The organism is Pseudomonas sp. Seg1 (genome assembly GCF_018326005.1).
Classification (GTDB): Bacteria; Pseudomonadota; Gammaproteobacteria; order Pseudomonadales; family Pseudomonadaceae; genus Aquipseudomonas.
Window position 1 is genome coordinate 568,606 of the sequence record NZ_AP021903.1, and the last position, 26,062, is coordinate 594,667.

The 26,062-nt window shown below is 59.4% G+C and carries 18 protein-coding genes; 14 read left to right on the top strand and 4 right to left on the bottom strand.

What is annotated here, in order from left to right; all coding sequences use genetic code 11:
- Positions 1–208: 208 nt before the first annotated feature.
- The 3 genes from KI231_RS02450 to aceE all read right to left on the bottom strand — a co-directional run bounded on the left by KI231_RS02450 (position 209) and on the right by aceE (position 6,512).
- On the bottom strand, positions 209–1,606 hold the full coding sequence (locus KI231_RS02450) for an alkaline phosphatase D family protein (RefSeq protein WP_213027337.1): 1,398 nt from the start codon (positions 1,604–1,606) through the stop codon (positions 209–211).
- A 281-nt stretch (positions 1,607–1,887) separates the two neighbouring features.
- Positions 1,888–3,855, bottom strand: coding sequence for a dihydrolipoyllysine-residue acetyltransferase (gene aceF, locus KI231_RS02455; protein ID WP_213027338.1), 1,968 nt, complete (start codon positions 3,853–3,855; stop codon positions 1,888–1,890).
- Positions 3,856–3,866: 11 nt separating this feature from the next.
- On the bottom strand, positions 3,867–6,512 hold the full coding sequence (aceE, locus tag KI231_RS02460; RefSeq protein ID WP_213027339.1) for a pyruvate dehydrogenase (acetyl-transferring), homodimeric type: 2,646 nt from the start codon (positions 6,510–6,512) through the stop codon (positions 3,867–3,869).
- 384 nt (positions 6,513–6,896) lie between these two features.
- On the opposite strand from aceE, the gene glnE reads away from it, so the two are divergent.
- The 12 genes from glnE to KI231_RS02520 all read left to right on the top strand — a co-directional run bounded on the left by glnE (position 6,897) and on the right by KI231_RS02520 (position 22,565).
- Positions 6,897–9,836 (top strand): bifunctional [glutamate--ammonia ligase]-adenylyl-L-tyrosine phosphorylase/[glutamate--ammonia-ligase] adenylyltransferase, encoded by a 2,940-nt coding sequence (gene glnE, locus KI231_RS02465; protein ID WP_213027340.1) that lies wholly within the window; start codon positions 6,897–6,899, stop codon positions 9,834–9,836.
- Between the two features lie 865 nt (positions 9,837–10,701).
- Complete coding sequence (gene waaF, locus KI231_RS02470) at positions 10,702–11,736, top strand: lipopolysaccharide heptosyltransferase II (protein ID WP_103304611.1); 1,035 nt, start codon at positions 10,702–10,704, stop codon at positions 11,734–11,736.
- Between the two features lies 1 nt (position 11,737).
- A complete protein-coding gene (gene waaC, locus KI231_RS02475) occupies positions 11,738–12,799 on the top strand; it encodes a lipopolysaccharide heptosyltransferase I (protein WP_103304612.1) in 1,062 nt (353 codons plus the stop codon).
- Positions 12,799–13,920 (top strand): glycosyltransferase family 4 protein, encoded by a 1,122-nt coding sequence (locus KI231_RS02480; protein WP_103304613.1) that lies wholly within the window; start codon positions 12,799–12,801, stop codon positions 13,918–13,920. The genes waaC and KI231_RS02480 overlap by 1 nt, the downstream gene beginning before the upstream one ends.
- On the top strand, positions 13,920–14,726 hold the full coding sequence (rfaP, locus tag KI231_RS02485; protein WP_213027341.1) for a lipopolysaccharide core heptose(I) kinase RfaP: 807 nt from the start codon (positions 13,920–13,922) through the stop codon (positions 14,724–14,726). Before KI231_RS02480 ends, rfaP begins: the two co-directional genes overlap by 1 nt.
- Positions 14,726–15,460 (top strand): lipopolysaccharide kinase InaA family protein, encoded by a 735-nt coding sequence (locus KI231_RS02490; protein ID WP_103304615.1) that lies wholly within the window; start codon positions 14,726–14,728, stop codon positions 15,458–15,460. Before rfaP ends, KI231_RS02490 begins: the two co-directional genes overlap by 1 nt.
- Positions 15,457–16,209, top strand: coding sequence for a lipopolysaccharide kinase InaA family protein (locus KI231_RS02495; RefSeq protein ID WP_213027342.1), 753 nt, complete (start codon positions 15,457–15,459; stop codon positions 16,207–16,209). The genes KI231_RS02490 and KI231_RS02495 overlap by 4 nt, the downstream gene beginning before the upstream one ends.
- Positions 16,209–17,660, top strand: a complete 1,452-nt coding sequence (locus tag KI231_RS02500; RefSeq protein WP_213027343.1) for a lipopolysaccharide kinase InaA family protein — start codon at positions 16,209–16,211, stop codon at positions 17,658–17,660. Before KI231_RS02495 ends, KI231_RS02500 begins: the two co-directional genes overlap by 1 nt.
- A gap of 226 nt (positions 17,661–17,886) precedes the next feature.
- The gene (locus tag KI231_RS02505) at positions 17,887–18,222 is read left to right on the top strand and encodes a YceK/YidQ family lipoprotein (protein ID WP_103304618.1); all 336 of its coding nucleotides are present in this window, start codon (positions 17,887–17,889) and stop codon (positions 18,220–18,222) included.
- A gap of 172 nt (positions 18,223–18,394) precedes the next feature.
- Entirely contained in the window at positions 18,395–20,149 is a 1,755-nt protein-coding gene (locus KI231_RS02510; RefSeq protein WP_103304619.1) for a carbamoyltransferase family protein, read from the top strand.
- Positions 20,142–21,050: a glycosyltransferase family 2 protein gene (locus KI231_RS02515; protein ID WP_213027344.1), complete on the top strand. Its 909-nt coding sequence runs from the start codon at positions 20,142–20,144 to the stop codon at positions 21,048–21,050. The genes KI231_RS02510 and KI231_RS02515 overlap by 8 nt, the downstream gene beginning before the upstream one ends.
- A 54-nt stretch (positions 21,051–21,104) precedes the next feature.
- Entirely contained in the window at positions 21,105–22,565 is a 1,461-nt protein-coding gene (locus KI231_RS02520; RefSeq protein ID WP_103304621.1) for a glycosyltransferase family protein, read from the top strand.
- A 3-nt stretch (positions 22,566–22,568) separates the two neighbouring features.
- On the opposite strand, the gene KI231_RS02525 is transcribed toward KI231_RS02520, so the two are convergent.
- Positions 22,569–23,222, bottom strand: coding sequence for a protein kinase family protein (locus KI231_RS02525; RefSeq protein ID WP_103304622.1), 654 nt, complete (start codon positions 23,220–23,222; stop codon positions 22,569–22,571).
- 125 nt (positions 23,223–23,347) lie between these two features.
- Here KI231_RS02525 and msbA point away from each other — a divergent pair, with 125 nt between their 5' ends.
- Both msbA and KI231_RS02535 read left to right on the top strand, forming a co-directional pair.
- Positions 23,348–25,168, top strand: a complete 1,821-nt coding sequence (gene msbA / locus KI231_RS02530; RefSeq protein WP_103304623.1) for a lipid A export permease/ATP-binding protein MsbA — start codon at positions 23,348–23,350, stop codon at positions 25,166–25,168.
- A complete protein-coding gene (locus tag KI231_RS02535; protein ID WP_213027345.1) occupies positions 25,162–26,058 on the top strand; it encodes a GNAT family N-acetyltransferase in 897 nt (298 codons plus the stop codon). The genes msbA and KI231_RS02535 overlap by 7 nt, the downstream gene beginning before the upstream one ends.
- The last annotated feature ends 4 nt before the right edge of the window (positions 26,059–26,062 follow it).

Below are 26,062 nucleotides of genomic sequence, written 5' to 3' on the forward strand. Positions count from 1 at the left end.
GGGCTCTCGCCCTCTTTACTGTTGCCTGCGGCAAGGTTGCATCATTGCGGCACCGACTGACAAGAGTGATGAAGGCCAAGTGCTATAAGAATGTGTCGGCTGCGTTGGGCATTTCTCCAGCGTCGTTCAGAAAAGAGCAAAAGATCGCAGTCTGCGGCAGTTCCTACGGGGCTTACGGTAGCTGCCGAAGGCTGCGATTCATAAAGGCTCAGCGCAGTTTTATGGCGATCGACTGCAACTTTTTCCCATCCCGATCATGGTAATTGACCAGAATTTGATCAGCCTCAACCACCACATGGGCAAAGTTGTCCTCACTGATCACGGTGCTGGTCAACTCATGCCGATAATCGCCCGCCGCCGTCGTCACCAGCGGCTGGTCAAGAATGAACGTGGACGCCTTGGCGTATGGCAGCAACTTGCTGTTGCACAGAGGCGAGGAGACGATGGTGTGCACTTCGAAGTCCGCTGCTTCGCTGTGGGTCAGGCGCGACGTCAACGAACCATGCACATCACCCGAAATGAACACGACGTTCTTGATGCTTCGAGTGCGGATTGTTTCCAGAAGGCGTAGACGCTGTTCCGGAAAGGCCTTCCAGGCATCGTCGCCCAGCACTTTGCGGTCCGGGTAGAACATCACGCTGGTGACAACGAACTTCACCCGTGCCGGACTGTTGATCAGCCAGTTGAGTAACGCCTGTTCCTGCGCCTCATCAAGGATGCGTCGATCATCGGCCGACAAGTTGCGTCGGGTGCGGCTGTCGGTGACAAACCATTCGATATCACCGTCGCTGAACTGATACCAGTAGTGCTCAAGTTTCGAACGGTTGACTTGCCCGTTATCTGTCAGTTCATGTGCCGGACTGTGACTGACTTGATACAACTCATAGGCCGCCATGGCATTACGGTATAACTCGCCATCGGACTTTCCGGCATTGGCTGGCCAGTTATCTTCTATTTCGTGATCATCGAGAATCATGTAAGTCGAAGTGCCGGACATCAAATGTTTAATGTGCGGTTGGGAAAAGGCCGCGCGGTATTTACTGAGTATGTCTTTGTATTCGCGATCCGGTGCAATCAGATTGAGATCGTCGACATAGATTTGATCGCCGGTCATGAGTGTTGCGCTGATTGCTGGTTGTGCGCCTTCAATCAATTGACTGATGGAAGCAAAGATCCGGTCGCCCAAGTGCGGCAACGATGCAACGCCGGCGGTCATGCGCAAGTAGCGGCAGGACCCGACAATGTAGGCCCGGGGCTGCATGGCTTTGCTGGAACGAGTGCGTAGGCGGTAAATCTCCCGTGGCCATTGCAGCGGCAACTCGGCGACAGAGTCCGTGGTGTGTACCGGGCTCATCGGGCTGAACCAGCCGGCCTGATATTCATACTCGGTGTCCGTGCTCAAATTATTAAGTACAAGCACTTCAGACATGTCGCGCAACTCGCTCAGTTTGGCGAAGATGGCTTTTGACCATTGTTGTGTTCCGCTAATGCGATAGCGTATCCCGCCAAATACCGGGGCGTTGTTTTGACTGTTGCCGCGAATAAAGATGCGTGCGTGATTAGTTGTAACGTGGCCAATGATCGGGCCGATAGTCGGTTTTAACATGTCGAATCCATTCGAGTGGGTGCTGCGTAAGTAAGTCATTCATGCAAAGTTCGATTGATTAACTTTGTTGTACCAAGGTTAGTTGCATGGCGAGTAAAAAAGTCGGCGCGAAGTTGACTTCGGTCGTGGCTGATGTCAGCGCAACTTGTAGGAAAAATACTAAGGCGGGTTTATTTCGGACAAAAAAAAGCCCCGTCAATTGACGGGGTTGAGGTACGAGCGTGTGGCGCTCGAAAACGTGAAACACAAGCGGCCCTCCGTTGCCGGAGGGCCACTTGGGATTACAGCAGGATGGTACGGATGTCCGCCAGCAGGCTGCCCAGACGCTGGGTGAAGCGGGCGGCAGCGGCGCCGTTGATCACACGGTGATCGTAGGACAGCGACAGCGGCAGCATCAGTTTCGGCTGGAAGGCTTTGCCGTCCCAGACTGGCTGGATGGTTGCCTTGGAAACACCGAGGATCGCCACTTCCGGCGCGTTGACGATCGGCGTGAAGCCGGTGCCGCCAATGTGGCCGAGGCTGGAAATGGTGAAGCACGCGCCTTGCATGTCGTCAGCAGTAAGCTTCTTGTCGCGGGCCTTGGCGGCCAGCGCAGCGGCTTCGGCTGCCAGTTGCAACAGACTCTTCTGGTCGACGTTCTTGATGACCGGTACCAGCAGACCATCCGGAGTGTCGACGGCGAAGCCGATGTTGACGTACTTCTTGCGAATGATCGCCTTGCCGCTTGGCGCCAGCGAACTGTTGAAGTCCGGCAGTTCCTTGAGCATGTGCGCGCAGGACTTGAGCAGCAGCGGCAGGATGGTCAGCTTGACGCCAGCCTTCTCGGCAACGGCTTTCTGCGCGACGCGGAACGCTTCCAGCTCGGTGATATCAGCCGAATCGAACTGAGTCACGTGCGGGATGTTCAGCCAGCTGCGGTGCAGGCTCGACGCGCCGATCTGCATCAGGCGAGTCATCGGCACTTCTTCGATTTCGCCGAAACGGCTGAAATCGACGACCGGGATCGGCGGGATGCCCGCGCCACCGGTTGCGCCAGCAGCAGCGGCCGGTGCTTCCTTGGCCTTCTGCATCATCGCTTTGACGTAAGTCTGCACGTCTTCTTTCAAGATACGACCGTGCGGGCCGCTGGCGCCGACAGCGTTCAGCTCGACGCCGAACTCACGGGCCAGTTGACGCACGGCCGGGCCGGCGTGAACTTTCGCGCCTGGCTTGGCCGGTGCGGCGGCTGGAGCGGCAGCAGGTGCAGGTGCAGCGGCAGCCGGAGCAGCAGCGGCAGGTGCCGGAGCGCTTGGAGCAGCAGCGGCAGCCGGAGCCGGGGCAGCAGCAGGGGCCGCGCCTTTGACTTTCAGCTTGAGGATCAGGTCGCCAGTACCGACTTCGTCATCCAGCTTGATGGAAACGCTTTCCACCACGCCAGCGGCAGGCGATGGGATTTCCATGCTTGCCTTGTCGGATTCCAGGGTGATCAGCGACTGGTCGGCTTCGACGGTGTCGCCAGCCTTGACCAACACTTCGATGATCTTGGCCTTGCCGGCCGAACCGATGTCCGGGACGTGGATGTCCTGGACGCTGTCGGCAACTGGAGCAGCCGGGGCTGCTGCAGGAGCAGGCGCAGCGGCAGCAGCCGGTGCAGCAGCCTGAGCCGGAGCGGCCGCAGCAGGGGCCGCAGCACCCGCTACTTCCAGGTCCAGGATCAGGTCGCCAGTGCCGACTTCGTCGTTGAGCTTGACGCTGATGGCCTTGACCACGCCAGCGGCAGGCGACGGGATTTCCATGCTGGCCTTGTCGGATTCCAGGGTGATCAATGATTGATCAGCCTCGACTTTATCGCCGACCTTGACCTGGATCTCGATGATCTGTGCCTTGCCCGACGAACCGATGTCCGGCACGTGCACTTGCTGAACCGAAGCGGCGGCAGGAGCTGCGGCTGGCGCAGCCGGTGCAGGAGCGGCAGCCGGTGCAGCTTCAGCCTTGGCGGCAGGAGCAGCAGCCGGAGCAGGGGCCGCTTCAGCGGCGCCCTCGACTTCCAGCTCGAGCAGTTCGTCGCCTTCTTTCAGACGGTCGCCCAGCTTCACTTTCAGGCTTTTGATGACGCCGGCTTTCGGGGCCGGCACTTCCATGCTGGCCTTGTCCGATTCCAGGGTCAGGATGCTCTGGTCGGCTTCGATACGGTCGCCGACCTTCACAAACAGTTCAATTACTTCACCTTCACCGCTGCCGATGTCAGGTACGCGAATGAGTTCGCTCACAAAATGTCTCCTCAGCAGTCCAGTGGGTTGCGTTTTTCCGGGTCGATACCGAACTTCACGATGGCCTCGGCCACGACTTTAGGTTCGATATCACCACGGTCAGCCAGTGCTTCCAGGGCTGCCAACACCACGAAATGACGGTCGACTTCGAAGAAATGACGCAGTTTCTTGCGGCTGTCGCTGCGGCCGAAACCGTCGGTGCCCAGGACTTTGAATTCCTTGGACGGTACCCACTGACGGATCTGCTCGGCGAACAGCTTCATGTAGTCGGTAGAGGCAATGACCGGACCTTTACGGCCGTTCAGGCACTCTTCGACGTAGCTCAGCTTAGGCTTCTGGCCAGGCTTCAGACGGTTGCTACGCTCTACGGCCAGGCCGTCGCGACGCAGTTCGTTGAAGCTGGTGACGCTCCACACGTCGGCGCCGACGTTGAACTCTTCACGCAGGATCTTCGCCGCTTCACGGACTTCACGCAGGATGGTGCCGGAGCCCATCAGCTGTACGTGGTGCGCCGCATCGCGGGTGTCTTCTTCGAGCAGGTACATGCCTTTCTTGATGCCTTCTTCGGCACCGGCCGGCATGGCTGGCTGCTGGTACGACTCGTTCATCACGGTGATGTAGTAGAAGATGTCCTGTTGCTCTTCGGTCATCTTCTTCATGCCGTCCTGAATGATCACCGCCAGCTCGTAGCCGTAGGTTGGATCGTAGGTGCGGCAGTTCGGGATGGTCGCGGCCAGCAGGTGGCTGTGACCGTCTTCGTGTTGCAGACCTTCACCGTTCAGGGTGGTGCGGCCGGCGGTGCCACCGATCAGGAAGCCACGGGTACGGCTGTCGCCGGCAGCCCAGGCCAGGTCACCGATACGCTGGAAGCCGAACATCGAGTAAAAGATGTAGAACGGCAGCATCGGCTGGTTGTGGCTGGAGTACGAAGTACCGGCGGCGATGAACGAGCTCATGGCGCCTGCTTCGTTGATGCCTTCTTCAAGGATCTGACCTTTCTGGTCTTCCTTGTAGAACATCACTTGGTCTTTATCGACTGGCTCGTAGAGCTGGCCGACGGAGGAGTAGATGCCCAGCTGACGGAACATGCCTTCCATACCGAAGGTACGGGCTTCGTCCGGGATGATCGGAACGATGCGCGGGCCGATTTCCTTGTCCTTGACCAGTTGCGCGAGGATCCGCACGAACGCCATGGTGGTGGAAATTTCACGGTCGCCCGAGCCATCGAGGATGGCTTTGAGGGTGTCCAGATCCGGGGTCGGTACGCTGAAGCTCTGCGCGCGGCGCTGAGGTACGAAACCGCCCAGTGCAGTGCGGCGCTCGCTGAGGTAGCGGGCTTCGGCGCTGTTTGGCTCTGGCTTGAAGAACGGCAGGTTCTCCAGCTCTTCGTCCTTGACCGGAATGTCGAAACGATCGCGGAACAGCTTCAGGCTTTCAACATCAACCTTCTTGGTGTTGTGCGCGGTGTTTTTCGCTTCGCCGGCACCGGTGCCATAACCTTTGATGGTCTTGGCGAGGATGACGGTCGGTTGTTCTTTGTGGTTGACCGCTTCGTGGTACGCCGCGTAGACCTTGTACGGGTCGTGGCCGCCACGGTTGAGTTTCCAGATCTCGTCGTCGGACAGATCAGCAACCATTGCCTTGAGTTCAGGCGTGTTGAAGAAGTGTTCACGCACGAACGCGCCGTCTTTGGCTTTGTAGTTCTGATACTCGCCGTCGATGACTTCGTCCATGCGACGTTGCAGGATGCCGTCGACGTCTTTGGCCAGCAGTGGGTCCCAGAAACGGCCCCAGATGACTTTGGTCACGTTCCACTGAGCACCGCGGAACACGCCTTCGAGTTCCTGGATGATCTTGCCGTTACCGCGAACCGGGCCGTCGAGGCGCTGCAGGTTGCAGTTGATGACGAAGATCAGGTTGTCCAGCTTCTCGCGGCCGGCCAGGGAGATGGCGCCCAGGGATTCCGGCTCGTCGCACTCGCCGTCGCCCAGGAAGCACCAGACTTTCTGTTTGCCCGGCTGGATGAAACCGCGGTGTTCCAGGTACTTCATGAAGCGCGCCTGGTAGATCGCCTGGATCGGACCCAGACCCATCGATACGGTCGGGAATTGCCAGAAGTCAGGCATCAGCCAAGGGTGCGGGTAGGACGACAGGCCCTGACCGTCGACTTCCTGGCGGAAGTTGTTCATTTGGTCTTCGGTGATGCGGCCTTCCATGAACGCACGGGCGTAAACGCCTGGCGAGGTGTGGCCCTGGAAGTAGATCAGGTCGCCGCCGTGTTCGTCGGTCGGGGCCTGGAAGAAGTAGTTGAAGCCGATGTCATACAGGGTCGCACTGGAAGCGAAGCTGGAGATGTGACCACCCAGGTCAGAATCTTTCAGGTTCGTACGCATTACCATGGCCATCGCGTTCCAGCGTACCAACGAGCGAATGCGGCGTTCCATGAACAGGTCGCCAGGCATGCGTGCTTCGTGGGTTACCGGGATGGTGTTGCGGTAAGGCGTGGTGATGGCGTAAGGGAGTTGCGAGCCGCTGCGGGTCGCCAGTTCACCCATACGGGTCATCAGATAGTGAGCACGGTCTTCGCCTTCTTTGTCGAGAACCGATTCCAGGGCGTCCAGCCATTCCTGGGTTTCGACGGGATCGAGGTCTTGCATGGCTTGCTCCAGGGCGGAAAGGCTTCCAGAATCGGTTGCCTGAGTTTGCGACTGGCCTTGTGGGCAGACGATTTAAAATTCTTGGATTGCCGACAGGTTGTTCCGGCGGCGTGTAGTTTTACTACAAATCTTCGGGCATTTCAGCCTTTCGAATGTATAGACGAGTAGTAAAACTACAGATGAAAGGCTTGTGGCCTCTGACTGCGTTGTGAGAATAATCGTTAAGGTTGGTCGATTACCATCCGAAAAAGGTGAAAGTTTGATGCTGGGTGCCAAAGAAGAAGAAATTTCAGCTATTTCTAACTTTTGTTCGACAGTCCTTCACGTAGCGGGTTTTCATCATTCACTACAAGCGGCCCTTTACACGCCGATCAAGGATAGACCATGACCCTGCCCGTGCTTGCTGAACTGCCCGCCATTCTCCTGCCGTTGGTCAGCCGATCCGAGCAGTCGTTCCGTACGGCCGTCGCCTCGCTTGAGGGCGATCACGGCTTCTCCACCTGGACGCCAGAGCGCTGGGCGCAATTCGCCCGCGTTACTGCGGCCAGCGAGTTTGTCATTGAACAGAGCGTTCGTGACCCTTTGATGTTGCTGTCGCTGGTGCAGTCCGGAGAGCTCGACCGACCGTTTGCACCGGGTGAACTCTGCGCGCAGATTGCCGCTGTGGTGAACGCCGCCGAGAGCGAAGATGAACTCGGTCGCGTGCTACGCCGTCAACGCACCCGGCACCAAGTGCGCATCATCTGGCGCGACCTGACCCGCCAGGCCGATCTGGTGCAGACCTGCCGCGACCTCTCGGACATGGCCGACGCGACCATCGATCAAGCCTATCAATGGCTGTACAGCCGCCATTGCCAGCAGTTCGGCACACCGACTGGCCGACGCAGCGGTCTGCCGCAGCAAATGGTTGTTCTCGGCATGGGCAAGCTTGGCGCGGTCGAGTTGAACCTGTCTTCCGACATCGACCTGATCTTCGCCTACCCCGAGGGCGGCGAAACCGTCGGCGTGAAACGCGCGCTGGATAACCAGGAATTCTTCATCCGGCTCGGTCAACGCCTGATCAAGGCCCTCGATCCGATAACCGTCGACGGCTTTGTGTTTCGCGTCGACATGCGCCTGCGCCCGTACGGTTCGTCCGGCGCGCTGGTGCTGAGCTTCAATGCGCTGGAGCAGTATTACCAGGATCAGGGTCGTGACTGGGAGCGCTACGCGATGATCAAGTCGCGGGTGGTGGCCGGCGATCAGCAGGCTGGCGCGCAATTGCAGGAGATGCTGCGCCCGTTTGTTTATCGGCGTTATCTGGACTTCTCGGCCATCGAAGCGCTGCGCACCATGAAGCAGCTGATCCAGCAGGAAGTCCGCCGTAAAGGCATGGCCGACAACATCAAACTCGGCTCGGGCGGTATCCGCGAAGTCGAGTTTATTGCCCAGGCTTTTCAGCTGATCCACGGCGGGCGCGACTTGAGCTTGCAGCAGCGTCCTCTATTAAAGGTATTGAGCACGCTGGAAGGGCAGGGTTATCTGCCGCCGGCAGTGATCAGCGAGTTACGCGAAGGCTACGAATTCCTGCGTTACACCGAACACGCGATTCAGGCCATCGCCGACCGCCAGACCCAGATGCTCCCGGATGGCGCTCAGGATCAGGCGCGCATCGCCTTCATGCTCGGTTTCGCTGACTGGCAAGCTTTCCACGAAAAACTCATGTTCTGGCGCGGCCGCGTGGCCTGGCACTTTGCACAGGTGATCGCCGATCCCGATGAGGACGAAGGCACTGAAAGCGAAGTGGTGGTCGGCGGTGAATGGCTGCCGCTGTGGGAAGACGCGCAGGACGAAGAGGCCGCGTGCCGGCAGTTGGAGGAGGGCGGTTTTACCGATGCGCCCAAGGCGCTGAAAGCACTGGCCGGTTTGCGCAACAGTCCGCAGTTGCGGGCGATGCAGCGTTTGGGCCGTGAACGTCTCGATGCATTTATCCCGCGCCTGCTGGCGCAAGCGGTCGAGCATGACAATCCCGATCTGGTTCTTGAGCGAGTGCTGCCGTTGGTTGAGGCGGTCGCCCGCCGTTCGGCTTATTTAGTGTTGTTGACGGAAAATCCCGGAGCGCTGCGTCGTTTGCTGACACTGTGCGCAGCGAGCCCGTGGATTGCTGAACAGATCACCCGTTTCCCGCTGCTGCTTGACGAACTGCTCAACGAGGGGCGTCTGTTCAAACCGCCGCTGGCGCCGGAACTCGCCGCCGAATTACGCGAGCGTCTGACGCGGATTCCCGAGGACGACCTCGAACAACAGATGGAAGCCCTGCGCCATTTCAAACTGGCGCACCGCTTGCGCGTCGCCGCCTCGGAAATCGCCGGCAGCCTGCCGTTGATGAAAGTCAGCGATTACCTGACCTGGCTGGCTGAGGCGATTCTCGAACAGGTGCTGGCCCTGGCCTGGCGCCAGACCGTGGCCAAGTACGGCACGCCGCTGCGCACCGACGGCACTCTGTGCGATCCCGGTTTCATCATTGTCGGCTACGGCAAAGTCGGCGGGATCGAGTTGGGGCATGGTTCGGATCTGGATCTGGTGTTTATCCATGACGGTGATCCACAGGCGGAAACCGACGGGCCGAAACCGATTGATGGCGCGCAGTTCTTCACCCGGCTGGGCCAGCGGATCATTCACTTGCTGACTGCACAGACCAACTCCGGCCAGCTCTATGAAGTGGATATGCGCCTGCGGCCGTCCGGTGCCTCCGGGCTGCTGGTCAGTTCCCTCGGCGCGTTTGCCCGCTATCAGGAAAATGAAGCCTGGACGTGGGAGCATCAGGCGCTGGTGCGGGCGCGGGTGCTGGTCGGTAGTCAGGATGTCGGTCAGGCCTTCGAGAAAGTCCGTGCTCAGGTATTGGGCAAGGCGCGGGACCTGGCCAAGCTGCAACAGGAAGTCAGCGAGATGCGCGCGAAGATGCGCGACAACCTCGGCAGTAAGAGCACGGCGGCCGGTACGGCGGCAAATGCCTTCGACGCCACGGCGCCGTTCGATCTCAAGCAGGACGCCGGAGGTATCGTCGATATTGAATTTATGGTGCAATACGCGGCCCTGGCGTGGTCGCAAAGCCACCCGCCATTGCTGCGCTGGACCGATAACATCCGCATTCTGGAAGAGCTGGAACACGAAGGGCTGATGCCTGCCGAAGATGCCAGTCTGTTGCGTGAGGCCTATAAAGCCTACCGCTCCGCCGCCCACCGGCAGGCCTTGCAGAAGGATGCCGGGGTGATTGCAGGCGACCAGTTTGCCGACGAACGCAGGCAGGTTTTACGGATCTGGAAAGAGTTGGGGCTAAGCTGAAACCGGATATTTGAAACACCTGATGGCCCATGTGGGAGCGGGCTTGCCCGCGATGACGGAGTGTCAGCCACCATCACTATCGAATGTGATGGCCTCATCGCGGGCAAGCCCGCTCCCACAGTGATCTGCGTTGAAATGCAGAGGTGTGAAGGAATGCAAAACCCTGTGGGAGCGAGCCTGCTCGCGAAAACGGAGTGTCAGGCGACATTGATTTTGGATGTGCTGGCCTCATCGCGGGCAAGCCCGCTCCCACAGTGATCTGCGTTGAAATGCAGATGTGTGAAGGAATGCAAAACCCTGTGGGAGCGAGCCTGCTCGCGAAAACGGAGCGTCAGGCGACATTGATGTTGGATGTGCTGGCCTCATCGCGGGCAAGCCCGCTCCCACAGTGATCTGCGTTGAAATGCAGATGTGTGAAGGAATGCAAAACCCTGTGGGAGCGAGCCTGCTCGCGAAAACGGAGTGTCAGGCGACATTGATGTTGGATGTGCTGGCCTCATCGCGGGCAAGCCCGCTCCCACAGTGATCTGCGTTGAAATGCAGATGTGTGAAGGAATGCAAAACCCTGTGGGAGTGAGCCTGCTCGCGAAAACGGAGTGTCAGGCGACATTGATGTTGGATGTGCTGGCCTCATCGCGGGCAAGCCCGCTCCCACAGTGATCTGCGGTGAAATGCAGATGTGTGAAGGAATGCAAAACCCTGTGGGAGCGGGCTTGCCCGCGATAGCGGAGTATCAGACGACAATAATGTTGAATGTGAAGACCCCATCGCGAGCAGTCTCGCTCCCACAGTAGATCTACAGTGTTTGTAGAATTCTCGAGGCGGGGAGGCGTAAATGCCTCCCCGGTTCGTTTTTGGAAACCACATGAATATTCTGATCGTTGGGCCCAGTTGGGTCGGTGACATGGTGATGGCGCAGACACTGTTTCAGTGTCTCAAGCAACGCCACCCGCAATGCGAAATCGACGTGCTGGCCCCCGAGTGGAGCCGGCCGATCCTTGAGCGCATGCCTGAAGTGCGCATGGCCTTGAGCTTTCCGCTCGGCCACGGCGCGCTGGAGCTGGCGACCCGTCGACGCATCGGCAAATCCCTGCGCGGCCAGTACGACCAGGCGATCCTGTTGCCGAATTCGCTGAAGTCAGCGCTGGTGCCGTTCTTCGCCGGCATCCCGAAACGCACGGGCTGGCGTGGCGAATTCCGCTACGGCTTGCTCAATGACGTGCGCACCCTCGACAAAGAACGCTATCCGTTGATGATCGAGCGGTTCATGGCCCTGGCTTACGAGCCGAACGCCGAGCTGCCGAAACCCTATCCGCGCCCGAGCCTGCAAATCGACCCGGTCACCCGCGAAGCGGCGCTGGCCAAGTTCGGCCTGACCCTCGACCGCCCGGTGTTGGCCCTGTGCCCCGGCGCCGAGTTCGGTGAGTCCAAGCGCTGGCCGTCCGAGCATTACGCCAAAGTCGCCGAAGCGCGGATCCGCGAAGGCTGGCAGGTGTGGCTGTTCGGTTCGAAGAACGATCACGCCGTGGGCGAAGACATCCGCGCGCGGCTGATTCCCGGCCTGCGTGAAGAGTCGGTCAACCTCAGCGGCGGCACCTCGTTGGCCGAAGCCATCGACCTGATGTCCTGCGCCGACTCCGTCGTCTCCAACGACTCCGGCCTGATGCACGTCGCTGCTGCCCTGAACCGCCCGCTGGTGGCGGTTTACGGCTCGACTTCACCGGGCTTCACGCCACCGTTGGCCGAACACGTCGAAGTCGTGCGCCTGGGCCTCGATTGCAGTCCGTGTTTCGACCGTACCTGCCGTTTCGGCCATTACAACTGCCTGCGCCAGCTGATGCCGGACGCGGTCAACGATGCCTTGCAGAAATTGCAGGGCTCCGTGGTCGAGGTTCATTAAGTTGCGGGTATTGCTGATCAAGACTTCATCGCTGGGCGACGTGATTCACGCGTTGCCGGCGCTGACCGACGCGGCCCGGGCAATCCCCGGGATCAAGTTCGACTGGGTGGTGGAAGAAGGCTTTGCCGAGATTCCGACCTGGCACCCGGCCGTTGGCAAAGTGATTCCGGTGGCGATCCGTCGCTGGCGCAAAAATATCTGGCAGACGATCAAGAGCGGCGAGTGGAAACGCTTCAAACAATCGGTTCGCGCGCAGAAATATGATTTGGTGATCGACGCCCAGGGCCTGCTCAAAAGTGCCTGGTTGACCCGTTACGTCAAAGCGCCGGTAGCCGGCCTCGACAAAGGTTCGGCCCGCGAGCCGATGGCGGCGCGTTTCTACGACCGCAAACTGGCCGTGGCCCGTGGTCAGCACGCGGTCGAGCGCGTGCGGCAGTTGTTCGCCATTGCGCTGGGTTACGACTTGCCCAAAGGCTTGGGCGACTACGGCCTTAACGTCGAGCGTCTGGTCGAACTGCCGCGCAAGAACGCCTTTGTGGTGTTCCTGCATGGCACGACGTGGGACACCAAGCACTGGCCGGAAAGCTACTGGCGCGAACTGACCGAGCGGGTCGGTTATCTCGGCGTCGGCGTGAAACTGCCATGGGGCAACCCACTGGAAAAGGCCCGTGCCGAGCGGATCGCCGCCGGTTTCAAGCACGCCGAAGTCTTGCCGAAACTGAATCTGGCCGGTGTCGGCAAAGTGCTCGCAGGGGCGCAAGCCTGTGTGGCGGTAGACACGGGTCTTGGCCATTTGGCCGCGGCGCTGGACGTGCCGACCATATCGCTGTTCGGCCCGACCAACCCGGGCCTTACCGGCGCCTACGGCAAATTGCAGATTCACCTGGCCAGCGATTTTCCGTGCGCGCCGTGCCTGCAAAAGAAATGTACCTATCAACCGACCGCGCAGGATGCCCGTCAGTTTGACCTGAAACGCGAGCAGCCTCTGTGCTTCACGCGTCTGAATCCCGAGCGTGTCGCCAGCCGACTGAGCACGTTGTTAATGGCTGAGGAGCTGCGCTGATGCAATTGGCATTCGTCCTGTACAAATATTTCCCGTTCGGTGGCTTGCAGCGCGACTTCATGCGCATCGCCCTCGAATGCCAGAAGCGCGGCCACCAGATCCGCGTCTACACGCTGATCTGGGAAGGCGACGTGCCGCCCGGTTTCGAAGTGCTGGTGGCGCCGGTCAAGGCGTTTTTCAACCATCGTCGTAACGAGAAACTCACTGCGTGGATGGAAGCGGACCTGGCCAAGCGTCCGGTGGACCGGCTGATCGGTTTCAACAAGATGCCCGGGCTGGATGTCTATTACGCCGCCGACGGCTGCTTCGAAGACAAGGCGCAAAACCTGCGCCATTCGCTGTACCGTCGCTGGGGCCGCTATCGCCACTTCGCCGAATACGAACGCGCGGTGTTCGCCAAAGACGCGAAAACCGAAGTGCTGATGATTTCCGAAGTGCAGCAGCCGCTGTTCATCAAGCATTACGACACGCCGCTGGAGCGCTTCCACCTGCTGCCGCCGGGCATTGCCCAGGATCGTCGCCGCCCAGCGGATGCCGATGAAATTCGCGCCGGATTTCGCGCCGAATTCAACCTCAAGGACGATGACCTATTGCTGGTACAGATCGGCTCCGGGTTCAAGACCAAAGGCGTCGATCGCAGCCTGAAAGCGCTGGCCGCATTGCCGGCGGAACTGAAGAAACGCACCCGGCTGTTTGTAATCGGCCAGGATGACCCCAAATTGTTCCAGATGCAGAGCGCGACTTTGGGGTTGGGCGACAACGTGACGTTCCTCAAGGGCCGCAGTGATATTCCGCGGTTCCTGCTCGGCGCCGACCTGTTGATCCACCCGGCCTACAACGAAAATACCGGTACAGTGCTGCTCGAAGCGCTGGTCGCCGGGCTTCCGGTGCTGGTCAGCGCCGTCTGCGGCTACGCCCATTACATTGCCGAGGCGGATGCCGGGCGAGTACTGGACGAGCCGTTCGACCAGGCGCAACTGACGCAATACCTGACCGATATGTTGAACGACGACGCTGCACGCGCGGCCTGGAGCCGCAACGGTCTGGCCTTCGCCGAGACGGCCGACCTTTACAGCATGCCGCAGCACGCGGCCGATGTGATTCTGGCGGAGCGCGCTTAATGAAGTTGATGCTGGCTGAACCGTTCAAGAGCCTTTGGGCCGGACGGGACCCGTTCGCCGAAGTCGAAGGCTTGCAGGGCGAGGTTTACCGCGAGCTGGAAGCCCGCCGGACGCTGCGCACGGAAGTCGATGGCAACGGTTTCTTCGTGAAGATTCACCGTGGCATTGGCTGGGGCGAGATCTTCAAGAACCTGCTGACCGCCAAGCTGCCGGTGCTGGGCGCGGGTCAGGAATGGAAAGCGATCCAGCGGTTGCAGGAAGTCGGCGTGCCGACCATGACCGCCGTGGCGTATGGCGAAAAGGGCAGCAACCCGGCCGATCAGCATTCGTTCATCGTTACCGAAGAGCTGGCGCCGACCATCAGCCTCGAAGACTTCAGCATCGACTGGGTCAAGCAGCCGCCAGAGCCAAGACTCAAACGTGCGCTGATCGCCGAAGTGGCGCGCATGACCGGCATGATGCACCGCGCCGGGGTCAACCACCGCGACTGCTACATCTGCCACTTTTTGCTGCACACCGACAAGCCGATCACCCCGCAAGACTTCAAGCTCTCGGTGATCGACCTGCACCGTGCCCAGACCCGCGCAAAGATCACTCAGCGCTGGCGCAACAAGGATCTGGCCGCCCTGTACTTTTCCGCTTTGGACATCGGCCTGACCCGCCGCGACAAATTGCGTTTCCTCAAAGGCTATTTCCAGCAACCGCTGCGCCAGATTCTGGCGGAAGAAGCACCGCTGCTGAACTGGCTGGAAGGCAAGGCCAACAAGCTCTACGCGCGCAAGCAGCGTTACGGGGATGCGCTCTGATGGCGGGTTGGACTCTTGAGCCGCAGTACAGCGATCTTGCCGAAGACTTCGGCAGCCTTCAGGCCGTATTCGCCCTGCAAGGCGAGCGGCTGACCCGCGATCCGTTGTCCGAAGTCATTCGCGTGCAACGCAACGGCGTCAACTATTACGTCAAGCGCTACGTCGGTGCCGGCAAGGGCTTGCGCCGATACCTCGGCAAGCCGCGAGTGAAGATGGAATGGCAAAACCTCAAACGCTTCGCCAAATGGGGCATTCCCACCGCTGAAGTGGTGGCCTGGGGCCTGGAGCGACGCGGCGCGGCGTACGACCGTGGGGCGATGATTACCCGTGAACTGCCGCATACCGAAGACCTTGCGGCCTTCGCCGAGCGCAAGGATCCGAGGCTCAAGGATCGCGCCTGGGTCGATGGCATCAGCCGGCAGTTGGCGGGTTATACCCGAACGATGCATGATCACCGTTTTACCCATAACGATTTGAAATGGCGCAATCTGCTGATCGACGATCAGGCGCGCGTATTTCTCATCGATTGCCCCAACGGCGAGTTCTGGCGCGGCTTCTGGCTCAAGTATCGGATCACCAAGGATCTGGCCTGTCTCGACAAGCTCGCCAAATATCACCTGTCCAATACCCAGCGCCTGCGTTTCTATAAGCAATACCGCCAGTGCGATCGGCTGAATACGGCCGACAAGAAACGGATTCGGCACGTGGTGAGATTTTTCGAGGGACGTGAATGACTGATTTTCTGGCCGAAGAGGACCGTGCACTGCTTGAGCGTCACGGTCTGGGCACTTTTGACGCGCTGTGGGCCAAACAGCTTGAGGCGGTGGACGAACCCAATACCGCCCGTGGCGGCTGGAGCAGCGTCTTTCGTCTGGATCTGGAGGGCCAGGGTTTCTACCTCAAGCGCCAGAGCAATTACCTGACCCGCACCTTGCACGCGCCGTTTGGCGAGCCAAGCTTTGCCCGTGAATTTCGCAATATCAGCCGCTATCGCAAGCTCGGCATTCCCGCGCTGCAAGCGGCGTTTTTTGGTCAGCGCAAAGTCGATGGCGAAGTCCGGGCAATTCTGCTGACGCGCGCCCTCGACGGCTGGAGCGATCTGGAGTCGCTGTTGGCGCGCTGGACTCAGCTCGCTACTGCACAGCAATCGGCGATTCTCAAGGCCTGCGGGCTGCTGGCGCGGCATCTGCACGGCGTGCGTCAGGTGCACGGTTGTTTCTATCCAAAACACATTTTTCTGCAAGCCAGTGGCAACGGGTACCAGGCGCAATTGATCGACCTGGAAAAAACCCGGCCACTGCTATTCGGCATGCGTGACCGGATCAAGGATCTGGAGCCGCTGCAACGACGTGCCCCGGAGTGGAGCGAGGCGCAGTTGCGCGAATTGCTGGCGGCGTATCTCGACCAGCCGACCGACAGCTCGCTGCTCGACAGTTGGCTCGCCCGGCTGACCGCGCGCCGTAGTCACAAGGAGACCCGCTGATGCAATTGTCCGAGCTGGCCGCTGCCGGGCGCACCCCGCAACTGCCGCTGACAATAACGCTGGCCGATGCGGCCGGCACCGCGGACTTGCAGTTGCTGAGTCTGTTGCGTGTTTTGCCGGGGCAACGCTACGTCGGCGCTGGCGTCTGGCGTGGGCGTCCGGTGCTGGCCAAGTTGCTGGTCGGCAGCAAGGCGGCCCGGCACTTTCAGCGAGAGCTGGAAGGCGTGCGCTTGCTGGCTGCTCAAGGCCTGACGACACCGTTGCTGCTGGCTGATGGCCTGAAGAACGCTGAGGGCGGCTGGCTGCTGTTCGATTTTCTTGAGGGTGCTGAAAGCCTCGGCGACGCCTGGACGAAAGTCGAGGCGCTGCCGATGTTGGCGGATGAGCAATCCGCGGTGCTGGCCGAGGCGCTGGGTGCGATTGGCCGGTTGCACGGTAAAGGGCTTTGGCAGGAGGACCTGCACCTGGACAATCTGCTGCGTCACGGCGGGCAGTTGTATTTGATCGACGGTGCGGGCATCTGCGTGGAAACCGCCGGACAGCCGTTGTCGCGGCAGAAAGTCCTGGAAAATCTCGGTGTGTTTTTCGCCCAGTTGCCCAAGGCGCTTGAACCGTTCACCGAAGAACTGCTGGTGTATTACCTGCTGAGCAACAGCGAGCACGCGCTGCCACTGGAAGCCTTGCAGAAACAGATCGACAAGGTTCGCCGCTGGCGTCTGAAGGATTACCTGATCAAGGTCGGTCGCGAATGCACGCTGTTCAGCGTTCGGCGGGGAGCCTTTGGTTTGCGCGCGATCCGTCGCGAGGAAGAGGCGGCAATGCTGCCGGTGCTGGAACAGGCCGATCAGTTGCTGGACAAGGGGCATCTCTACAAGACCGGCGGCGCCGCGAGCGTCGGCAAGGTCGACGTGGAGGCGCGCGCGCTGGTGATCAAGCGCTATAACATCAAGGGCTTCGCCCATTGGCTCAAGCGTTTCTGGCGCCCGAGTCGTGCCTGGCATTCGTGGCGTGAGGGCAATCGCCTGGCGTTTCTCGGCATCGCCACGCCCAAGCCGCTGGCGGTGCTGGAAAAGCGCTTTTTGTGGCTGCGCAGCCGTGCATATCTGGTCACCGAGTTCCTGCCGGGGCCGGACATCATCGAGCGATTTGCGCCGTATGTTGAAAGTGGTGATGCTCCGGAAGCGGAGTTGCAGGCGCTGGATCAATTGTTTGCCCGGTTGATTGCCGAGCGCATCAGTCATGGCGACTTCAAGGGCCATAACCTGTTCTGGCAGAACGACCGCTGGGCGCTGATCGATCTCGATTCGATGTGCCAGCACGGCTCGGTGAACACCTTTGCTGGTGCCTATGCGCGGGATCGGGCGCGTTTCATGCGTAACTGGCCGGCGAGTAGTGCGTTGTATCAGGTCATCGATCAGCGTTTGCCTAAAGATATCTCCAGCGCCGGCTGAATCGGCTCTTCGACCCTTTCGCAAGCAAGCCCGCTCCCACCCTTGGAATGCATTCCTCCTGTGGGAGCGGGCTTGCTCGCGAAGAGGTCTGTAAAAACACCGAAAATGTTCCTCGCTCAATGAGGGACAATATTTTCTGAATGGTCCTACAGCTTCATCAGAAGCCATGAACTGTGCCCGCTTCAGCCCCGATGCTAGTTTGCCTGACGACAATGGAGGGCAAATTTTGATGATCAAAAAGGCTGTGATGCTGGGCGCTTTTTCATGGGGTTTATCAGGCTGCGGCAGTGTCCTGACTGTATTGCAGGATGATGCCGATGTCGCCCGGGACATGCGCAAACAAAAAACCTACTGCCAATCCATTCCGCGCGTTTACAGCGGTCTGGCCTACGATTTCTGCGTGTTGAACGCACCGCCCGATCCAAGTGGCTTTCTCGCGCCATTCGTCTTGCTGGATCTGCCATTGTCCGGAGTGGCCGATACGGTTGTGCTGCCCTACACCATTTATCGTCAGGCGACTGACGGTAATCTCGGTATCTACTGGCGCACGGGCGGTTATTGAACCCACAGGCAGGGTTTATCCGATCCATTCAACCTGGGGCAATTCGCACAGGGTAATTCCCCGCATGTTTACGCTATAATCCCGCCCTTTAGCTGTTCCTCGCCCTTTGCGAGGGCACATCAATTTTCAAGGCGCATCGCGCCTGCACGCAGACTAAAGAGGCTAGACCCCTGTGGCATTGACGATTCTTGGCCTGTCCGGCGCCCTTAGCCATGATCCATCAGCTGCCTTGTACATCGACGGCAAGCTGGTGGCGGCGGCCGAAGAAGAGCGCTTCGTACGCGATAAGCATGCAAAAAACCGCATGCCCTACGAGTCGGCGAAGTTCTGTCTTGAGCAGGCCGGTATCAAACCGTCCGACGTTGACGTGGTAGCGATCCCGTTCGCTCCGATCAGTCTGTTCGGCAAGGCCCGTTGGCACTATGCCAAGCGTTACTGGTATGCCCCGGATCGCGCGCTCGATGCGATCCTGATGGGCAACCGTCGCTACAAACGCTATCGCAACAAGATCGTCTGGTGCCTGGAGCAACTGGGTTTCGATCCGAAAAAAATCAAGATCGAACCGGTCGAACACCATCTGGCCCACGCTTCCAGCGCTTACCACTGCTCCGGTTTCAAAGAGAAAACCGCGATCCTCGGTATCGACGGCAAGGGCGAGTACGCCACGACCTTTTTCGGTTATGGCGAGAACGGCAAGATCCACAAGATCAAGGAATTCTTCGATCCTGACTCCCTCGGCGGCCTGTATGGCGCGATCACCGAGTTCCTCGGTTTCGAGATGCTCGACGGTGAGTTCAAGGTCATGGGCATGGCGCCGTATGGCGATGCCAGCAAATACGATTTCTCGCGTCTGGCCTCGTTCGAGAACGGCGAGCTGGTGATCAATACCGACTACGCCAACGTGATCGGCCTGCGCCGCTATAAAGAGAAGGGCAAGGGTTTCTACTTCTCGCCGAAGCTGATCGAGTGGCTTGGTCCGAAGCGTGAAGGCGATATTGCTGACGAACCTTACATCCACTATGCCGCCAGCATGCAAGCGCTGTTCGAGAAACTGGCGCTGCAGATGATCGATCACTACCTGGGCGACGTGCTCAAGGAAACCGGCAAACTGGCGTTCGCCGGTGGCTGTGCGTTGAACGTCAAGCTCAACCAGAAAATCATCGCCCGTGACGACATCAAGGAGCTTTTCGTGCAGCCGGCGTCCGGCGATGCCGGTACTGCGGTTGGCGCGGCAGCCTATGTGTCTCATGCCCGTGGCGTGCCGGTCGAAAAGATGGAACACGTCTACCTCGGCCCGTCGTACAGCAACGAAGACGTGATCGCCGCGTGCGCTCGTCACGAGAACAAGCCTGCGTGGCGCAAGCTCGACAACATGCCGGAACAGATCGCCAAAATCATGGTTGAAGGCAATCCGGTGGCCTGGTTCCAGGGTCGCATGGAATTCGGTCCGCGCGCATTGGGCGGCCGTTCGATCATTGGCTGCCCTAGCGTGGCCGGCGTGGCTGATCGTATCAACCACCAGATCAAGTTCCGCGAGCGCTGGAGGCCTTTCTGCCCGTCGATGCTCGATACCGTCGCGCCACAGATGATCAAGATCGATCACCCGGCTCCTTTCATGACCTTCACGTTCGAAGTGGCGGAAGAGTGGAAAACCCGTGTGCCGGAAGTCGTCCACGAAGATGGCACTTCCCGGGCGCAGGTGCTCAAGCGCGAATACAATCCGCGTTACTACGACATGATGAAAGCGCTGGAAAACCTGACCGGCAACGGCGTGTCGCTGAACACCTCGCTCAACCGTCGTGGAGAACCGATGATCTGCTCGCCGACCGACGCGCTGAACATGTTTTTCGGCTCCGATCTGGAATACTTGATCATGGAAGATATTCTGGTCGTAAAAGAGGGTGTGAAAGGATACGGACTTGACTGAAACACTGATCAGCGTCGTGATTCCCGCTTACAACTATGCGCGGACCCTGCCTCGTGCAGTGGAGTCGGTATTGGCGCAGCTGGATGATGCGACGACGGATCTGTTAGTCATCGACGATGGGTCGACGGACGAAACGCCTGAAGTAGTAGAGAAACTTCTGCTCAAGCATGGCGGGCGTTTTCGTGCGTTGCGCAAAAGCAATGGCGGGCTGTCTTCAGTGCGAAATCGGGGGCTTGAAGAGACGACCGGGCAATACCTGGTTTTCCTTGATTCCGATGACGAAATGGCCCCCGGCGCTTTGGCTGCGCTGTCGCAACACATTGCCTGCAACCCTCAAAGCCTGATGGTCATCGGTGCCCACTGGTCAGTGTTCGCAGACGGCAGGCGCAGCTTGCAGGCAGCCAAACCGTTGCCTTCGACTCCCCGTCAGCGTTTGCAGGGTTACCTGCTGGACAAGACCGTATCGATTTCCAATGGTGCGTGCGCGATGCATCGCGCTGTATTCGCTCCGGGTAATTACCCGGAGCATCTGCGCAACGTCGAGGACCTGCCAGTGTTTGCCCAGGTGCTGGCGCGTTTCCCTTGCACCGTTCTCGATCAGCCTATGGCATTGATCTACAAGCATGCCGACAGCATGCGTCATGATCTGCGCCAAAGTCTTGCTGCTGGCACGGAGCAGGTGGTCAGCGAAGTGTTTTCAAGTCGGCGCATGCCGGCAGAAATGCAGGATTTACGTCAGGCATTTCTGGCACAGCGCTGCCTGTCGCTGTTTCGCGATTGCTATTCACATGGTGAATACGCGTTGGCCAAGGGCTTCTATTTTCAGGCGTTGCGTGCCGACTGGCGCACGGTTTCGCGCTGGTCCTACACTCGCAAGGCTTTGCGGTTGTTGTTTCGGTAAGCGGTTCGCGAACACATGTGCGTACCACGTAACGAGTGTCATTGAGGTGGCTGGGTGAAAGGTACGGGCGTTAAAGTGGCAACTCGGGTCTCCAGAATCATCGATGAATACCCGGTATGGCTGGCGTTTCTGGGCAGTGTGCTGCTGTCGCTGATTGCGGTCATGGGCACCGCGACAGTCGGGCGAGATGCCGCGCTGTACATCGATATTGCGCAACAAGTTACCGAGCACGGTCCCAATGTGGCTTGGGCAACTTTCGACTGGCCGTGGTTTTCCTTTCTGCTCGCCGGCACGCATCTGATCCTGCATTTACCATTGGAACTGAGCGCCTATCTCTGGTGTGGCCTCTTCTTCGCCGGCACCAGTGCATTGATGGTGGACTGCGTACGTCAGCGTTCTGCGCACGTCACCCGCTGGGCTTGTCTGGTGGTGCTGGCAATGCCAGCGGTCAATGCCTTTCGAAATGACATCATCCGTGAATGCGGTTTCTGGTTTTTCTGCACGCTGGCGCTGTGGTTTGCATTGCGCTGGCAAACCCGTGGCGGCTGGCTACGCGCGGCGTTCATTCATCTGGCGATTATCGGAGCAGCCTTTTTCCGCCTGGAGGCGTTGCTGCTGTTGCCGGCGTTGGCGCTGTGGCAGTTGCCAAACCTCTGGTCGTCCACACGACGCCTGCAATTCTTTCAGTTTTCGCTATTACCGATTCTGGGCCTGTTGGGTATATGTGTGTCGGGCGCGCTCCTGTCGGCCCGCCTGATGCTTTATCTGGACATGATTGCGCCGCACAGTGTCTTGTCTTCGTTTCAGATGCTGTGTGATCAGTTTGCCAACTCGCTCATTAACAAGTACTCCCAGGACGAAGCCGGCCGAATCATTTTCTTTGGCATCCTGGCGACCATGACTATCAGTTTCGTCAAGTTGATGGGACCTTTCGCCGTTCCGTTCATCCTGCGCCGCAACTGGGGAGTGCTAGGCACCTACTGGCGTGACTACCGCCCCTTCGCCTGGACGGCGCTGTTGTACCTGGTGGTGCTGGTGCTGTTTTTCATCAAGCAACAGTTCATGAACACTCGCTACCTGAGCTTTCTCAATCTGTTGTTTGTGCCGGTGCTGGCACTGGGACTGGCCGCTTTTGTTCGCGAGTTCCCGCGTTGGGGCAAGTGGCTGGTTATCGTGGGGTTGCTGGTGATGCTGTCGAACGTCATCTCCACCGGGGCCGGCAAAACCCACTATGTCGAGGCCGGGCGCTGGATGTCCTCCCATGTCGAGCCGGATGCGTCGACATACTTCGCAGATGGGCGGATCAGCTACTACGCCGGTCGCGGCTACGTGTTGCCCGTTCTGACCCAGGAAGAGGCGATGTCCACCGCCCATGCCGGCGACTATCGCTATTTTGTGATTGAGGCGAAGGGTGACGAGCCCTGGCTGAAGGAATGGCTGGAGGCGCACAAGTTGCGCATCCTCGAGCATTTCGCCAACCGCAAAGGTGCAACGCTGCTGGTCATCGGCCGCTAAGGCTCAACCCAGCAGCGGACGCAGGCGCGAGATCAGTGGCGCTTGCCGGTTGCTTGGCAGGGCCTGGCGGTAGCCTTCGATGAAGGTGTCGCCAGCGTCTTCGCCCAGCAACCATTGGCGGTCTTCTTTATAGCGCAGCAAATGGGCGAAGTTGCGCAGGCGTTTGCTGTCGCTGAGTGCGCGTCTCTGGCAGCGCAGGTCGGCGATGTCGATCAGGCCCAGTTGGTGATCGGGTGTGAGTACGACATTGCCGAAGTGCAGCGAGCGAAAATACACGCCTTTTTCATGCAATTGAGCGAAATATCCGCCCAATTGGAACCTCAACGCATCATTCCCTTCACTGCTGCCTTGCAACTGGCGCACCGTATCGCCCGCCAGCGGGCTGTAATAAACGCCATCGCGCTCGATACTCGGAATGCGATACACCGCAATGACGGTCGGACAGAGAATGCCGCGCTGCTCCAGTGCCCGGGTGTTGTCGGCAAAGCGCTGCGCATAGGGATAGAACAGCGCCGAACTGAGCAGCCGCTTGCGACGGAACAGCTTGAGCATGCGTCCATCGGCCAATCTGAGCACCTTGTCGCCGGAACCGTCGGCTTCCAATACGTGTGCACCTTCGCGCAGTGCCTCGTAAGTGCTGTGGTCAATCGATTGCATGTCTGGCTCCCCATCATTAGCGGGGTATCTTAACCGACTTGGTCAAAGGCTGGCTTGCAGTCATGTTTATCGGGGGAAAAACGCGTGTGATATCATCCCCGCCTCACTGAATTGTGCGGATCACCATGAGCAGTCCTGAACCGAAAGCCCAGTCAACGCTGGCGATCTACTTCCGCCTTTTGGCTTACGTGCGGCCTTACGCCGGTCTCTTCCTTCTCAGCATCGTCGGGTTTCTGATCTTCGCATCGACTCAGCCGATGCTCGCTTACATCCTAAAGTACTTTGTCGATGGCCTGGCCAATCCTGAGGCCAGCCTGTTTCCGGGCAACCCGTACCTGGGCAAATTGCAATTGCTCGAAACCGTGCCGCTGATGATCGTGTTCATTGCGCTGTTGCAGGGCGTGGGTTCGTATCTAGGCAACTTCTTCCTGGCTCGGGTTTCCCTGGGCCTGGTGCATGACCTGCGGGTGGTGCTGTTCAACAAGTTGCTGGAGCTGCCCAACCGGTTCTTTGACAAGAACAACTCCGGGCATCTGATTTCCCGAATCACCTTCAACGTGACGATGGTCACCGGCGCTGCGACGGACGCGATCAAAGTGGTCATCCGTGAAGGCATGACCGTGATTTTCCTGTTCTGCACCCTGTTGTGGATGAACTGGAAACTCACGCTGGTGATGGTGGCCATCCTGCCGGTCATCGGCATCATGGTGAACAGCACCAGCAAGAAATTCCGCAAGCAAAGCAAAAAGATCCAGGTGTCGATGGGCAACGTCACGCACGTCGCCTCCGAGACGATCCATGGTTACCGTGTGGTGCGCAGTTTCGGCGGCGAAGTCTATGAAAAGGACCGCTTTCGCGATGCCAGCCAGAGCAACACCGACAAGCAGCTGACGATGACCAAGACCGGCGCGGTCTACACGCCGATGCTGCAACTGGTGACGTACAGCGCCATGGCCGTGGTCATGTTCCTTGTGCTGTACCTTCGCGGTGATGCATCGCCGGGCGATCTGGTGGCCTACATCACCATGGCCGGTCTGTTGCCGAAGCCTATTCGCCAACTCTCCGAAGTCAGCTCGACCATTCAGAAAGGTGTGGCCGGTGCCGAGAGTATCTTCGAGCAGCTCGATGAGCCGGCCGAAGTGGATCAGGGTACGGTCGAGCGCGATCGCCTTGAAGGCCGACTGGAAGTGCGCAATCTCAGCTTCCAGTACCCGGACACCGACAAACAGGTACTCAACGACATCAGCTTCGTCGTGGAGCCTGGGCAAATGGTCGCTCTGGTCGGCCGTTCCGGCAGCGGCAAGTCCACTCTGGCCGGGTTGATTCCGCGCTTTTATCAGCATGAACACGGGCAGATTCTGCTCGATGGCGTGGAAGTGCAGGATTTCACCCTGCGCAGCCTGCGTCGCCAGATTGCGCTGGTGACCCAGGCGGTGACGTTGTTCAACGATACGGTGACCAACAACATCGCTTACGGCGATCTGGCCGGCGCGCCTTTCGAGGAAGTCAAACGCGCGGCCTCCGAGGCCTATGCCGATGAGTTCATCGTCAAGATGCCGCAGGGCTATGAAACCATGGTCGGCGAGAACGGAGTGCTGCTGTCCGGTGGCCAGCGTCAGCGCATTGCCATCGCCCGCGCCCTGCTCAAGGATGCACCGCTGCTGATTCTCGACGAGGCCACTTCTGCACTGGATACCGAGTCGGAGCGGCATATTCAGGCAGCGCTGGATCATGTGGTGCAGAACCGCACGACTCTGGTGATCGCGCACCGCTTGAGCACCATCGAGAAGGCCGATCTGATTCTGGTCATGGACGAAGGCCGGATTGTCGAGCGTGGCACCCACGCACAACTGCTGGAGCAGAACGGCTATTACTCGCGCCTGCATGCCAAAGAGTTCGAAGAGGGTGACGAGCCGCAGCCGGCCCACGTGACCAACGTATGCTGAGGGTGTTTCGCAGCTTTCGTGAACGTGGCTGGAGCGAAATTGACCGGGATGCCTACGCTCAAGCCTGGCTGCGTTTCGGTGGCAGCTTTGCGACGCATCCCGAGGTGGTCGAGCGACTGTCGACATTCGTCGGGATCGAACTGCGCTACCTGGGCTGGATCGTTGGCGGTGAGGTGGTTGCCGCCATTCCCAGCTGGGGGCGGCATGTGGCCTTGTCCAAGGAAGTCCTCAAGCGTGAAGGCAAGCGTGGGTTGCTCGACATGGGCAATGCGGAAATTATCCTGCCGATCGCGCCGGATGTCGTCGTGCCGGTCCGCCAGCGCATGGCGTATGTCTCCCAGATCAATGCCGAGCAGATCAGCACCCTGAAAACCCAACCGGAGGGCTTGGCCCTGGCCCGGTTGCCGGAAGAGTATTCGAAGAAATTTCGCTACAACCAGCGTCGCGAACAGCGTCTGCTGGAAGAGGCGGGTGGCTCGCTGGTGCCGATGTCGGAGTTTTCTCCGGCAGAGCAAGCGCAGGCATATGGCGATCTGTTCGAGCGTCGCTGGGGCTTCGAAGTGCCTGGCAAGGCCGGGCTCGTCGAGGTTTTCACCTTGTTGCGCGAATTCATGACCGGTTCGGTGGCCATGCTTGAATCGGCGCCGGTGGCGATTCAGGTTCTGTACCGTGTCGAGGCACCGCAATGGGTTTCGCTGGAGTACATCAACGGTGGCGTCGACCCGCAGAGTCGCGAATTCAGCCCCGGCAGCGTACTGAGCTTCGTCAACACCCAGCAGGCCTGGGCTGACGCGCAAGCACTGGGCAAGCCGCTGCGTTATTCATTCGGTCGTGCCGACCGTGAGTACAAGGATCGCTGGTGCCACACGGTGCCGGTCTACAAGGTCTGAACCC